The sequence below is a fragment of the Streptomyces sp. BRA346 genome (genome assembly GCF_052851135.1).
Map to the genome: position 1 here is coordinate 16756 of NZ_JAIWIH010000010.1, position 13571 is coordinate 30326.

General features: G+C 74.0%; 10 protein-coding genes. 7 read left to right on the forward strand and 3 right to left on the reverse strand.

Going from position 1 to position 13571, the window contains the following annotated elements:
- The first annotated feature begins 193 nt into the window (after window positions 1–193).
- From LCH29_RS15120 to LCH29_RS15130, 3 genes are all read left to right on the forward strand, one after another.
- Entirely contained in the window at window positions 194–1153 is a 960-nt protein-coding gene (locus tag LCH29_RS15120; RefSeq protein ID WP_446462250.1) for a maleate cis-trans isomerase family protein, read from the forward strand.
- An 83-nt stretch (window positions 1154–1236) separates the two neighbouring features.
- The gene (locus LCH29_RS15125; protein ID WP_009717655.1) at window positions 1237–1992 is read left to right on the forward strand and encodes a maleate cis-trans isomerase family protein; all 756 of its coding nucleotides are present in this window, start codon (window positions 1237–1239) and stop codon (window positions 1990–1992) included.
- A 448-nt stretch (window positions 1993–2440) separates the two neighbouring features.
- Entirely contained in the window at window positions 2441–3583 is a 1143-nt protein-coding gene (locus LCH29_RS15130) for an LLM class flavin-dependent oxidoreductase (RefSeq protein ID WP_446462251.1), read from the forward strand.
- On the opposite strand, the gene LCH29_RS15135 is transcribed toward LCH29_RS15130, so the two are convergent.
- Entirely contained in the window at window positions 3580–5511 is a 1932-nt protein-coding gene (locus LCH29_RS15135; RefSeq protein ID WP_446462252.1) for a putative bifunctional diguanylate cyclase/phosphodiesterase, read from the reverse strand. The genes LCH29_RS15130 and LCH29_RS15135 overlap by 4 nt on opposite strands.
- Window positions 5512–5847: 336 nt before the next feature.
- Between LCH29_RS15135 and LCH29_RS15140 the strand changes: the two genes are divergently transcribed.
- The 4 genes from LCH29_RS15140 (at window position 5848) to LCH29_RS15155 (ending at window position 9764) form a co-directional block, all read left to right on the forward strand.
- A complete protein-coding gene (locus tag LCH29_RS15140; protein WP_446462253.1) occupies window positions 5848–7113 on the forward strand; it encodes a M6 family metalloprotease domain-containing protein in 1266 nt (421 codons plus the stop codon).
- A gap of 275 nt (window positions 7114–7388) precedes the next feature.
- Window positions 7389–8447 (forward strand): AMP-binding protein, encoded by a 1059-nt coding sequence (locus tag LCH29_RS15145; RefSeq protein ID WP_446462254.1) that lies wholly within the window; start codon window positions 7389–7391, stop codon window positions 8445–8447.
- Window positions 8411–9037, forward strand: a complete 627-nt coding sequence (locus LCH29_RS15150; protein ID WP_446462255.1) for a hypothetical protein — start codon at window positions 8411–8413, stop codon at window positions 9035–9037. The genes LCH29_RS15145 and LCH29_RS15150 overlap by 37 nt, the downstream gene beginning before the upstream one ends.
- Window positions 9038–9158: 121 nt before the next feature.
- Complete coding sequence (locus tag LCH29_RS15155; RefSeq protein ID WP_446462256.1) at window positions 9159–9764, forward strand: response regulator transcription factor; 606 nt, start codon at window positions 9159–9161, stop codon at window positions 9762–9764.
- A gap of 7 nt (window positions 9765–9771) precedes the next feature.
- Here the strand turns inward: LCH29_RS15155 and LCH29_RS15160 are convergent, their stop codons facing one another.
- Both LCH29_RS15160 and LCH29_RS15165 read right to left on the reverse strand, forming a co-directional pair.
- Complete coding sequence (locus tag LCH29_RS15160; RefSeq protein ID WP_446462257.1) at window positions 9772–11022, reverse strand: sensor histidine kinase; 1251 nt, start codon at window positions 11020–11022, stop codon at window positions 9772–9774.
- Window positions 11023–11172: 150 nt separating this feature from the next.
- Window positions 11173–13557, reverse strand: a complete 2385-nt coding sequence (locus tag LCH29_RS15165; protein ID WP_446462258.1) for a TOMM precursor leader peptide-binding protein — start codon at window positions 13555–13557, stop codon at window positions 11173–11175.
- Between the last annotated feature and the right edge of the window lie 14 nt (window positions 13558–13571).

Here is a 13571-nt window from a genome sequence, read left to right on the forward strand (position 1 = left end):
TCGAAACGTGGGTGGGTTTGGCTGTCGAGAGTCGGGGCAGGCGCCAAGGTTTGCGGGGATTGACCACGCTAGGCAGCGGAAACTACCGTCGTCAACAACGGATCTGTCCCGACGTCCCGGCATCAGGCCGGTGCTCTCTCTTATATCTCTGGCCAATGGTCCAGCCCTCCCTTTCTGTATTGGGGCTCGATATATGGACGTCTCCTTTCTGGGTGGCCCGCAGCCGCAACGTGGCGTGGGCGTCGTCGCACCGTTCGACTTCGCGCTTGATCGCGAACTGTGGCGCTGGGTGCCGGACGAGGTTTCCTTGCACCTCACCCGGACCCCCTTCGTTCCGGTCGAGGTCAGTCTCGACCTGGCACGGCTCGTGAGCGAGCACGAAACCCTTCAGGACGCGGTGCGGGCGCTGAGCGCCGTCGCACCGGAAGTGGCCGCTTACGCCTGCACCTCGGGCAGCTTCGTCGGCGGCGTGGCCGGCGAGCGCGCGATGTGCGCGGCGATGACACAGGCGGGCGAGCTGCCCTCGCTCACCACCTCGGGCGCCCTGCTGGAGGCGCTGCGGGAGATCGGCGCCCGGCGGGTCGCGGTGGTGACCCCGTACACCCGGTCGGTGACCGACTCGCTGGAGGACTACCTCGGCGAGGCCGGTATCACCGTGACGGGCCGGGCCTATCTCGGACTGACCCGGCACATCTGGAAGGTCCCCTACCGCGACGTGGTCGACATGGCGCGGGAGGCGGTGGTCGGGTCGCCCGACGCACTCTTCATCAGCTGCACCAACTTGCCGACGTACGACGTGATTCCGCAGCTGGAGGCGGAGTTGCGGATGCCCGTACTGTCGGCCAACCAGGTGACGGTCTGGGCGGCACTGCGGGAGATCGGTGCCCAGGCGGTCGGCCCGTACCAGGCGCTGCTGGACCCGGCCGCGCGGCGGGGCCCGGCGGGCATGGCGTCGTCGACGGTGGCCGACCCGATGGCCTCGCTGCCCCCGATGGCGGGGCCGGCGACGCATGCGGAGCCGGAGGCGGCACTGGCCGGGGCCGCGTCGCCGGGGCCGGACGTCGATCCGGCGGACGGGCTCGACCCGGGCTTCGGGCCGGGGATCGGCGAGGGCCCGTTCCTCGATGATTCGGGAGGCCCGTCTGCGATGTGAGGGAACCTGCCGGGTAGCTGCGGTGTATCAGAAGTGACAGTGCAGGGGCGGCGCCCGCGGGGGCCGCAGGTAAGGAGGCAGTCATGACGGACGCGACGCAGCAGACGGCGCACCAGACGCCGGACACGGTGGGCTTTCTCTACCCGGGCTATTCCGCCGAGGACGACTATCCGCGTCTGGAGGGGATGCTCGGCGACAGCGTGCGGCTCCCGCTCGTCCACACCGACATCGGTGAGGACGCGCACCGGGTCGACGCCCTGCTGGAAATGGGGTCCGGGGCCCGCCTCGCGGCCGGGGTCGCCGAGCTGAAGGAGCGCGGCGCCCAGGCGGTGATCTGGGCGTGTACCAGCGCGAGCTTCGTCTTCGGCTGGGAAGGTGCCCGGGAGCAGGTGAGCGAGCTGGAGGAGACGGCCGGGCTGCCCGCCTCCAGCACCTCCTTCGCCTTCGCCCATGCGGTGCAGGCGCTGGGCGTGGAGAAGCTGGCCATCGCCGCGACCTATCCGGAAGACGTCGCGGAGTACTTCAGGACGTTTCTGAAGTCGGCCGGCGCCGAGGTGGTCTCCACCCAGGGCAGCGGCATCATCACCGCCGCCGAGGTCGGCACCTGGGGGAAGGACGAGGTGCTGAGGATGGCCCGCCATGGTGACCATCCCGACGCCCAGGCGGTGCTGCTGCCGGACACCGCCCTGCACACGGCCGCCTGGCTGGCCGACCTGGAGGCGGATCTGGGCAAGCCCGTGCTCACCGCGAACCAGGTCACGGTCTGGGAGGGGCTGCGGTTGCTGGGCCGCAGGCCGGTCCATGACCGGCTGGGCACGCTGTTCGCCGCGGGCGGCTGAGCGGCGACCGGGCGGCGACCAAGGGACGGACGAGGGGAGCGGGCGGCGACGGCGGCGGACAGAGGGAGCGGGCGATGACGGACCGGTGAACCGGGTGGGAATTCCCTCCCTCCGGCCGTCCCCGGCAGAGTGCCGCTTCCCGAAGTCCGCTTGGCATGCAGCCGTGCGCCGCCTTCCTCCCCTCGTGTCCGGGGCGCCACGCCCGCGGCTGATCGCCGGTGCGGTGACGGTGGCCGCTGCGGTGCGCTGGCGTTCGGCACCGCGGCCAGCGTCCTGGTGCTCCGCCGCCGCCGTACCGCCTGACGCCGCTCGGCCCCGGGACCCGGAGGACCTACGAACCCTGGATCCTCCCTGGTCCCGGGGCCGGGAATAAAGCGGAGCCTTCATCCGGTTGACCGTGCGCGGTGGACGAATGTGCACCGCAGCGCGATCAGGGAGGCGGGCCACCGTGGCCGATGAGCAGGACCGGCGAGGCGAAGAGCGAGACGCGGAGCGCGACACCATCCGGGCCAGGGCCCGGGGCAGCGCGCCCGTACCGCTGTCGGTGCTGGACCTGGCGACCGTCGGCAGCGGGCTGACCGCCACCCAGGCGCTGCGCACCACCACCGAGCTGGCCGGGCTCGCCGAGCGCCGCGGCTTCCACCGCTTCTGGGTGGCCGAGCACCACTCCATGCCGGGCGTCGCCAGCTCCTCCCCGGCCGTCATCCTCGCCCATCTGGCCGCGCACACCGAGCGGATCCGGCTCGGCTCGGGCGGGGTGATGCTGCCCAACCACGCCCCGCTCGTCATCGCCGAGCAGTTCGGCACGCTGGAGGCGCTCGCCCCCGGCCGGATCGACCTCGGCCTCGGCCGCGCCCCCGGCACGGACGGGGCCACCGCGGCCGCGCTGCGCCGCACCGACCGGCTGCGCGAGGGCGCCGACGAGTTCCCGCAAGCGCTCGCCGAGCTGACCCGGTTCCTGGACGACGACTTCCCCGACGGCCACCGGTACGCCCGTATCCACGCGGTGCCCGGGCCCGTCCAGGGGACGGTCCCCGGCGGGGTGCAGTCCGCCGACCGGCCCTCGGTATGGCTGCTGGGGTCCAGCGGGTTCAGCGCCCGGCTCGCGGGGCAGCTGGGCCTGCCGTTCTCCTTCGCGCACCACTTCTCCGCGGCCAACACGATCCCCGCCCTCGACCTCTACCGCGAGTCGTTCCGGCCGTCCGCGGTGCTGGACCGGCCGTACGCGTCGATCGGCGTCTCGGCGTTCGCGGCCGAGGACGAGAAGGAGGCCTACCGGCAGGTGCTCACCGGCGCCCTCTCCATGCTCCGGCTGCGCACCGGGCGCCCGGGCCTGGTGCCGTCGCCGGAGGAGGCCGAGCGCTACGCGTTCAGCGAGATCGAGCGCGACTTCGTGAACAACTGGCTGGCCAATGTGGTGTACGGGACGCCGGACGAGGTGCACGAGGGCCTGGACGACCTGGTCAAGCGCACCGGCGCGGACGAACTCAAGATCACGACGACGGCGCACGGACCGGAGGCCAAGCTCCGTTCGTACGACCTGATCGCGGACGCGTACGGTCTGCCGGACGCGTCCGCGGACACCCCCTAAGGGGAGAGAGGGCAGGCGGGGAGCATGGGAGGGATGCGGTCCGGCGGGACCGGGCGGGAGTAGAACCAGCCCTGGCCCGTGTCGCAGCCGATCCGTCCCAGCCGCTCCGCCTGCTCCGCGCTCTCCACGCACTCCGCCACCACCGTGAGCCCCAGCCGGTGCGCCAGCTCCACCAGCGCCCGGACGATCGTCTCGTCCGCCGGATTGGGGTGCTCCTCGGCCCGGAAGCCCTGGACGAAGGAGCCGTCCAGCTTGAGCGTGGAGACCGGCAGCCGGCTCAGATAGGCGAGGTTGGAGTAGCCGGTGCCGAAGTCGTCGATCGCGATGGCCACCCCCATGTCGCTCAGCTGCTGGAGCGCCTGGAGCGGACGGCCCGCCGAGCCCATGACCGCCGACTCGGTCAGCTCCAGCTGGAGCAGCCGCGGTGGCAGCCCCGTCTCGGCGAGGATCGTGCCCACGTCGGCGACCAGGTCGGAGTCCCACACCTGACGCACGGCCACATTGACGCTGACCACCAGCGGATGCCGCGGATGGGCCTGCTGCCAGGCGCGGGCCTGACGGCAGGCGGTACGCAGCACCCAGCGCCCGAGCGGCACGATCGCGCCGTTCTCCTCGGCCAGCGGGACGAACCGATTCGGCGAAAGCCTGCCGAACTGCGGATGGTCCCAGCGCACCAGCGCCTCCACGCCCCGTACGACCCCGTCGACCAGGCCGACCAGCGGCTGGTAGTCCAGCACGAACTCCTCCCGCTCGACCGCCGGTCGCAGTGTGCTGGAGAGCGCCTGGCGGGTCATGCGGTGGGCGTTGCGCTCGGGGTCGAACAGGGTCCAGCGCGCCTTGCCGTCCTCCTTCGCCCAGTAGAGCGTGGTGTCCGCGGCCTGCATCAGCCACGTGGTGTGGGTGCCCGCCGCGGGCCGCTCCACGACGCCGATGCTCGCCGACACCGACAGCCGCTGCCCGCCCACGTCGAACGGCCGCTGGAGCGCGGCCAGCACCGAGCGGGCCAGCTCGCACACCTGCTCGGTGCCGCTGGACTCCCGCACCAGCAGGGCGAACTCGTCACCGCCGAGCCGCGCCACCAGATGGTCGCCGGGCGCCGCGCACTCGGAGAGCCGCTGGGCGACCGCGCGCAGCAGCCGGTCGCCGACCCGGTGGCCGAGGGTGTCGTTGATGGCCTTGAAGCCGTCCAGGTCGAGGTAGCACAGCCCGATCCGGCCGGTGCCCGCGCGGTCGTACGCCCCCGCCTCCAGCGCGGCGGCCAGCCGCTCGAAGAACAGGTTCCGGTTGGGCAGCCGGGTCACCGGGTCGTGCATCTGGAGATGGCGCAGCCTGCCCTGGAGGTCCCGGCGGTCGCTGATGTCGGCCATCGACAGCAGCAAGCCACAGCTGTCCGGGGCCGTTTCGACGGTGATCTCGGTCCACAGGGCGTGGCCGTCGGAGTGATGGAGCCGACGGGTGCACGTCATCCGCTCGCGGTGGCCGAGCAGCACCTCGCGATAGTCGTTCCAGGCGCGCGCGTCCTCGCGCAGCTCCGCCAGCTCGGCTGCGCCGCGGGCCGCCAGCTGGGCGGGGTCGGCGCCCAGCAGCGTGCCCAGGGCGGGGTTGGCGTCGAGGACGTTGCCCTCGCGGTCGATGACCGCCATGGCGAGCCGCGCGGCGTTGAAGGCGGCCCGGTAGTCGCCGGGCGCGGCGCCCGGGGGAGCGCCGCGTGGTGGGCCCGGGGGAGCGCCCTGCGGGCAGGGTTGCGCGCCCGCGGCGGCCGCCGGGGCGGGGGGTGCGCCGGCGCCCGCCTCGACGGGCGGAGCGCTGGGGTGGGTATGACGCTCAGTGATCGTCGGCAGCGTCGCGCCGGGCGCGCGGCCCTGCCCGTCGGGGGTTCCGCTCACCGCTCGCTCCCGCGTGGCGTTTGTCTGGTCCAGGTATGTCATCTGTGTCGTACACGTCTCGTGCATCTCTCACACCGGGTGCCGGGCAGGCGTCAAGAACCTGCCTGAGTAGGTAATCCCCGCTGGAAATGTGCCGATCATAGAGGCTCGTACTCCGCGCGTTCCATCGACGCCATCGCGATCACCGCCGCCTTGACAAGGTGTTTGGTCGTATCTGTTCGACTCTGCGCGGGCGCACTGCCCGCTTGACCGGATGTGACCGTCTGTTACGTACCCGATTCCCGGCCGGTTCACTCGACCGGTCCAGCCGAACAGGGCGTACCGCGCCCATCCGACCCAGGGTGGAGTGGGTGTTCCGTCTACGCCCGGGAGGTCGGCATGGTGCGTCCTCAAGCGTTCGCGGGGGCGCCGCGGACGACCCGGCTGCGCCGTGCCCAGGCCGTACTGACCTCGCTGAGCGCCGTCATCGCCACCACCGTGGTGGCGGGCCCCGCCACGGCCGCGGGCGCGGGCGGGCCGTGCACCCTGGAGCGCACCGAGGCCCACCACTCCGAGGGGCTGGACAACTGGAACCACAACTACCCCCGCCCGGTCCGCTCCCTCCGCGCGGCCATGGTCTTCCTGTCCTTCCCGGACGCCGCCCCCAAGGTCACCCCAGCCCGGCTGGCCGCCGACCACACCCCCGCGACCGGCGACTTCTTCCAGCGCGCCTCCTACGGGCGCTTCTCGCTGCGCGTCCACCCGCTGCGGCGCTGGATCACCATGCCGAAGGCGTCCACCGCGTACGCCATACAGCGCGACTGGAACTCCGCGCGCCGCGCCGCGTACCTGCGCGACGCCATCCGCGCCGCCGATCCGCACCTGGACTTCGGCCGCTACGACATCGTCTATCTGGTCGCCGACCCCGACGCCCCGGGCGTCGACGCCGACGCGACCAAAGTGGTCAACTTCGAACGGCCCCTGCGCGCCGACGGTAAGGATCTGCGCCGCCTGGTGACCGTCTTCGAGCACCATCCGCCCGATCGCAATGTCCTCGCCCATGAGACCGGGCACGTCTTCGACCTGCCCGACCTCTACCACCGGCCCAGCACCGCCGACAACAGCGGCGACTGGGACACCTACGTCGGCGACTGGGACCTGATGGGCAGCCAGTTCGGCCTTTCCCCGGACCCCTTCGGCTGGCACAAGTGGAAACTCGGCTGGCTCACCGGCCGACAGGTGGTCTGCGCCCGGGCCCTCGGCCCGAAGATGTACACCCTCCAGCCCCTCGGCGCCCCCATGGAGGGCCGCCCCGGCGCCGACACCCGCACCCGGCTGGTGGTGGTCCGCACCGGCCCCACCACCGCACTGGCCATCGAGGCGCGCGGCGCGTACGGCAACGACGCGGGCACCTGCACCGAAGGCGTCCTGGTCTACCGGGTGCGCAACGACGCCGCCTCCGGAGAGGGCCCCGTCCGGGTGCTGGACGGCCACCCCGCCACCTCGGCCTGCTGGAACGAGTCCGTCTACCCCGAGCTGGCCGACGCCCCGCTCGGCGTCGGCGACTCCCTCCTGGCCAGGGAGGAAGCGGTCCGCGTGACCGTCACCGGCCGCGCCACCGGAGGTTCCTGGGCCGTCCAGGTCACCCGTGGCGAGCGCACCTAGGGGGTGTCTTGCCGGTCAGGCCGGATCGGCGAGCGGCGTCAGGGGGCACCTCCCAGCGGTAGCTGGGGGAGCGACGAGCGCGGGGCCGCGAGGTGCCGTGCCAGGCGTCGCGAGCCCGGCATGATCGGCAAGACACCCCCTGGCGCGCCTGGAACGCCTCCTGAACCGGCCGACACCGTAGCGCAGGCCCCGGCACCCGAACGGTGATCAAGCAGCGTTCGAGGTGGCGCTCCGAGACTGTGGCCTCGTTTTGATCTCCGGCGCCGGGAGCGACCATGCCACGACACGCGAATCTGGCCGAGGCACTGAGAGAACGGGCCCGGGACGGCGGGGACCACACCGTGGCGCTGGCCCACCCGGATGGCACCGGCGGCGAGCGGCGGATCTCCTACGCCGAACTCGACGCCCGCGCCGGAGCCGTCGCCGCCTGGCTGCGCGGACGCGACGCCGCCGGGCGCCGGGTGCTCGTCGTCCTGGACCCCGGCCCGCACATCGCGGCCGCCCTGCTCGGCTGCCTCTACGCGGGCGCCGTCGCCGTCCCCGTCCCCGCGCCCACCGCCTCCCGCACCGCCGCCGAGCGCACCGCGGCGATCGCCCGCGACGCCGCCGTGGACCTCGTCCTCACCGAAACCGCGCACGCCACCGAGACCTCCCGCCGCCTCTCCCTCGTCGGCCGCGCCGACCTCACCTGCCTGCCCGTCGACCGGTTGCGGCCGGACCACGGCACCGATCGCGCCCCGGACGCCCTGCCCGCGCGCACCGACCCCGACAGCCTCGCCCTGCTGGCGTACGACGCCGGGCCCGCCACCGCCCCGCGCGGCGCCCGGCTCACCCACCGCAACCTCCTCGCCGCCATGCACGCCCTGCGCGCCACCCTGGGCACCGGCCCCCGCTCCCGGATCGGCGGCTGGCTGCCCCGCCGCCACACCCCCGGCCAGATCGGGCAGGTGCTGCACCCGCTGTGGCTGGGCGCCACCGCCGTCCCGCTGCCCGCGCGCCCGTTCCGTACCGACCCGGCCGCCTGGCTGCGGGCCATCAGCCGCCACGGCATCACCGAAGCCGTCGCCCCCGACACCCACTACGCGCGCTGCGCCGCGCTGACCCCCGACGAACAGCCCGCCGGGCTCGACCTCTCCCGCTGGCGGACCGCGCTCAACGCCGGGGAGCCGGTCTCGCCCGCCACCATGGCCGCCTTCACCCACGCTACGCCGCCGCGGGGCTGCGCACCGGAACCCTGGTCGCCGGATACGCCCCCGCCGAAGGCGCGCCCCTGCTGCTCGCCGAGGGCCGGGCCCCGGTGCCCGGTGCGGAGTTCGGCGTCGTCGACCCGCTGACGTGCCGCCGGCTGCCCGAGGGGACGGCCGGGGAGATCTGGGCGCGCGGCGCCGCCGTCGCCACCGGCTACTGGGGGCGGCCGCCGGACACCGTGCCGCTCTTCGCCGCCCGGGCCGCCGACGGCCCGGGCGCATTCCTGCGCACCGGCGACCTCGGCCTCGCCGCGGACGGCGGAATCCGCATGACCGGCCGGGTCCACGACGGCCTCCTGGTGGACGGCGTCACCCTGCACCCCCAGGACGTCGAGCGCGAACTCCTCGGCTGCGGGCGGGCCCTGGGGTCGGCCCGGGTGTTCTGCGCGGGCCCCGGCGCCGGGCCGCTGGTCGTCGTCCAGGAGGTCCGTACGGCGGGCGCCGCCCGGACCGGACTGCCCCGGCTCGCCGCCCGGATCCGGGCCCGGGTGGCGGAGGAGTTCGGCGTCACCACCGGCGCGGTGCTGCTCGTCCGCCCCGGTACGGTGCGCCGGGACGGAGCGGTGAAGGTACGCCGCGCCCTGCTGCGCGAGTGGTATCTGCGCGGTGAACTGCGCGCCCTGCACGCGGACTACGCGCCCGGCCCCACCGAACCGTGCCGGGGCGGCGCGGCCTGAACAGCGGCCGCAGTAATACTGCTGTTCGACAAGGGAAATCGGGCGGAAAGAGCTGCGAGGCCAGGAAACACGGGGGAATAATCGTCATGCGGGGGCCGGTGGGGGGAAAGGGCGGGGCGAGATGGTCAGAGTGCTCATTGCCGAAGACATGCATATGCTGCGCAAGGCACTGGTCGCTCTGCTGGAATTCGAACCCGATATCGAGGTCGTGGCCGAATTCTCCAACGGCGCCGATATTCTGCCGCAGGCCCGTCAGCTCCGCCCGGACGTCGCGATTCTCGACATCGACCTGCCCGGAGTGGACGGCCTGACCGCCGCCGCCGAGCTGCACACCGCCGTGCCCGAATGCCGGACCATGATGCTCACCAGCCTCGGCAGGCCCGGAAATCTGCGGCGCGCCCTGGCGGCCCATGCCGCCGGATTTCTGCTGAAGGACAGCAGCCCGGCCACCCTGTGCGACGCCATTCGCGCGGTCGCGCGGGGCGAGCGGGTCATCGATCCGCAACTCGCCCTGGCCGCCCTGGACGACGGCCCGCAGCCGCTGACCCCGCGCGAGCTGGAGGTGCTGCGCATGGCCTCCGAGGGCGAGGAGGCCACCCGTATCGCGGCCCGGCTCTTTCTGTCGGTGGGGACCGTGCGCAACTACCTGACCTCGGCCGTCACCAAACTCAACGCGCGCAACCGGGTCGACGCCATCCGGATCGCCCGCGAGGCGGGCTGGCTGTAGCGGGACGTCACGCCGTCACCGCCGGGCCCCGCTCCTCCTCCGTACCGCGCCCCCGCCCGCCGCGCGGCGCCTCCGTGGACACCTCCAGCTCGGCCCGCAGCTCGAACCGGCCGTCGGACCGTACGTCCGCGTACAGCCGCCCGCCCAGGCCCGACAGCCGCACCCGGAGGTTGCCGATCCCGCTGCCGCCGTCGGTGCCCGCGGTACCGGCGACGCTGTCCGCGCGCAGGAGGGTGGACGCCTTGCCCACCCCGTCGTTCACCAGCGTCAGCCGCACCGTGGGCCCCGACCGCCGGGCCGTGATCGCGCAGTGGTCGGCCTTGCTGTGCCGCAGCACATTGGTCAGCCCCTCGCGCAGCACGCTCGCCAGCACCGTGTCCACCCGCTCGGGCAGCGGCCCGCAGTCGATGTCCGCGGTGGCCCGGATGCCCGCCGCGGCCAGCATGGACCGGGCCGTCTCCGCCTCCGCGGACAGCGACATCTTGCGGTAGCCGCTGGCCACCGCCCGTACGTCGGCCAGCGCCTGACGGGAGGTCTGGAGGATCTCGGCCAGTTCCTGCTGCGCCCGGTCGTTCTGCCGGGGCACCAGCCGGTGCACCAGCTCGCACTTGAGGGTGATGGTGGAGAGGCTGAGGCCGAGCAGGTCGTGCACGTCCCGCGAGAACCGCAGCCGCTCCTGCGCGACCGCCAGCCGGGCCAGCTCCGCGCGCGACCGGGAGACCTCGGCGACCAGTCCGGAGAGCCGGGAGAGACCGAAGACCACCAGCCCGGTGATCGTGGTGGACACGGTGGTGTACGCGACCTTGTCCCAGCCGAACCCCACCTGGAACAGCAGCACATCGGTGATCACCAGGATCGCCGCGAACGTCGGCCAGGCCACCGCCGGAGCCAGCACCAGCAGCCCGGAGCCCGCCAGGAAGCCGGGCATGCCCAACCACGCCTGCTCGAAGACGGCGAACGGCAGGAAGGTCAGCGCCGCCTGGAGCAGCAGCGTCCAGTGCCGGGCGGCGGCCAGCCGGGGCGCAAGACCCGGGAAGGAGTGCAGCAGCTGGATGCCCAGCAGCGCGGCCAGCACCGGCAGGATCTCCAGCATCCGCACCACGGCGTCCACCGCGCTCCCCGGGGGGAGCCCTTCGACCACATACGTCACGGCGACGGTGAAGTAGCCCAGCAGCACCACCACCGTGATCACCACGGCCAGGCGCGGCGCCAGGTCGTCGTGGTCGCGCGGCGGCTTTTTCCCGGCATCGTCGGGCAAGAGGCTCCCCTGCACTCGTCCTCCGGATGATCGGGCCGGATTGGGCGGCTTGCCCGAGAGTATCCGATCTTTTGCGGGGGAGGAGGGGGTGCGGAGAAGGCTCATGCTGTACACAGAGTTACGGGTTGTCACCGGGGATCACAGGAAGAATCACAGGAAAAGGGGAACGGGGTTCAGCTCGCGGTACGCCGTCGGCCGCCGCAGCCGTCCCAGGGCCACCGGGACGTCGTACAGCCGCCCGGGGGCGAACCGGGGCCAGTGCGGGCGCAGTCCGGGCACCAGCACCTTGGCCACGGGCAGTCCCACGTCCGGCCGGGTCTGGTCCAGCACCAGCAGCTCCATCCCGCGCGCACGGACCGCGTCCCGTACGGCGGCCAGGGCGTCGCCGTCCGGGGGAGCGGCCGTCCCGGGCGGCGGCGCAGCTTCCGGATCGGGCGTCAGATAGGGCTGGTTGGCGGTGGTCGCGGTGCGGAACCAGCGCAGCGCCTCCGGGTCGCCCGCGCCGTATCCGCCGCCGTCGGCGCGGGCCTCGACCACGGCGGGCAGCATCTGGTTCAGCTCGGCGAAGGCGTGGCACAGCGCGGTGTGCCGGTCGAAGTGGGCGCCGAAGCCCAGTGTGATGTCCTCGGCGGGCTTGTCGGTGCGGCGGGAGAGTGCGGCGACCACCGGGATGCCGAAGTCGGTGGTGAGGTCCAGCGCCCACACCTCGCGCCGCAGTCCGCCGTGGGCGCGGCGCAGTTCGGCCAGCCACGGGTCGTCGAAGGCGTCCAGGGGGAGCGCGGGCTGACGGGTGCGGTTGTACCACCACAGGGCGACCGCGTCCCGCTCCACCAGCTCCAGGAAGCCCCGCACGACGGCGTCGGCCAGGGTGGACCCGGCCGCCGCGCCGTTGGAGTCAGCCCGGCAGCAGCGCCGCCCCGGGGGCTGCGGTGCGCCGTAGTACAGCAGCGCGGTGGGCAGCAGCCGGTGCCGCTCGGCGGTGAGCGACCACACCGGCGTCCAGTCCAGCTCGGCGTCCTCGTCGAACGGGTCGGGGAGCCGGCGGCGCGGCGCCCCCTGGTCCGTGCACGGCCGCGCGAACTGCCGTGGATCCACGAGCTGGACGGTGTCCGGATGCACCGCGTCCGCCGGATCCAGCGCGCGGTAGCGGGCGCGCTGGCGCGGCTCGTCGCCCTGGAAGTGGCCGCTGTAGTGCTCGAGGGCCTCGCACAGGGCGCTCGCCCGGGCCTGCTCGGCGGTCCGCCCCTTGCCGTGCGCGGCGGCCCCCAGCCCGGCGCGTACGGCGTCCAGCCCGCTCGGGGAGGTGGCGTACGCGGCGTACGAAGGGTGCCGGGCGTGGTAGCAGTTGAGGAAGGCCGGGCCGCGCGGATCGCGGCGGATCTCGGTGACCAGCCCGGTGACGGGGTCCACCAGATGGCCGTACCGCTCCATCACGCGGCGCGGTGAGGCGTCGTCGGCGGCGTTTACGTGGTTCTCACGGGGCTCGCGCGGCGACGGCAGGGCCAGCGGCGCCCGTATCCGCTCCGCGACCAGCGCCGGATTCCCGCACCCGGGGCACTGCGGGCGGCGGGCGAGCGGATGGCGGTCCACGGTGGCGGTGAGGCTGTCCAGGGTGCACAGCGCCTGCTGTCCCGGATGCCGGTGCCCGGCCAGCCACTTGGCGGCCTCCAGCGCGGCCAGCTGGAGCGCGGCCGCGCGGCTCGCGGGCAGTGAGGCCGGCGGCCGCGGCACCGGCCCCGGGCGGCCCAGCCTGCGCTGGAGGTACGCCTCGGCCTGCCGCCCCCGCCACAGCCGGTCGGCCAGACACGCCCAGCACGGGTCGTCGGGGGCGCCGAGGAACGGGCCCAGCCACGCCCGGGTGCCCACCGGTTTGACGGGCAGCCAGCGGCGGCCCGCGGCGCGATGGGCGGCGTCGACCGCGGCGAGCCGCGGATCGAGGTAGTCGTCGCACACCACAAGGGTGAGTTCTGCGGCGCCGTGTTGACGGAGGCCGACTTGACGTACGGCCCATCGGCACTCCCGGCCCTGCGCGGCCGGGGCCGCCGCCCGGTCGTCCCCCGTGTCGTCCGCCGGGCCCGCCGCCCGCAGCCCCGCCGCCCGCAGCGCCCGGACGACTTCGGCGGGGTCGGCCGACCCCAGGATCACCGACGCCACCGACCCCACGGAGGCCGCGGCCGGGCGGGCGGCCGGGCGTATGGAGCGGCCGTCCCCGCCGCCGAGACCGGCCAGCTCCCAGTACGCCTCCTCGGGCCCGGGGGCGTGCGTGGGCTCCCGCTCGGACACCAGCCCCGCGGCCCGCAGCCGCGCGATGACCCGCTCCGCCTGCCCGGCGGGCACCGCGCCCGGCCGCCCGGCCGCGCGGGCGGCCTCGGTGAGGATGTGCGCGAGGTCCCGCGACCCGTCCAGCAGCGGCGCGAGGGCCGCGATCGCCCGCCCGTGCAGCGCGGTGACGCCGTGCTCGGAGACCAGGTAGACGGCCTCGCCCGGCACCGGTTCGACCCGCAGATGCGGGGTGAAGCCCAGTTCGCCCGCCATGCGTCCGCGCTCCC

Excerpts from the sequence above, each read along its gene's own strand:
- LCH29_RS15145 (WP_446462254.1), top strand. The coding sequence starts at position 7,389 with ATGCCACGACACGCGAATCTGGCCGAGGCACTGAGAGAACGGGCCCGG.
- LCH29_RS15120 (WP_446462250.1), top strand. The coding sequence starts at position 194 with ATGGACGTCTCCTTTCTGGGTGGCCCGCAGCCGCAACGTGGCGTGGGC.
- LCH29_RS15125 (WP_009717655.1), top strand. The coding sequence starts at position 1,237 with ATGACGGACGCGACGCAGCAGACGGCGCACCAGACGCCGGACACGGTG.
- LCH29_RS15140 (WP_446462253.1), top strand. The coding sequence starts at position 5,848 with ATGGTGCGTCCTCAAGCGTTCGCGGGGGCGCCGCGGACGACCCGGCTG.
- LCH29_RS15135 (WP_446462252.1), bottom strand. The coding sequence starts at position 5,511 with ATGACATACCTGGACCAGACAAACGCCACGCGGGAGCGAGCGGTGAGC.
- LCH29_RS15165 (WP_446462258.1), bottom strand. The coding sequence starts at position 13,557 with ATGGCGGGCGAACTGGGCTTCACCCCGCATCTGCGGGTCGAACCGGTG.
- LCH29_RS15155 (WP_446462256.1), top strand. The coding sequence starts at position 9,159 with ATGGTCAGAGTGCTCATTGCCGAAGACATGCATATGCTGCGCAAGGCA.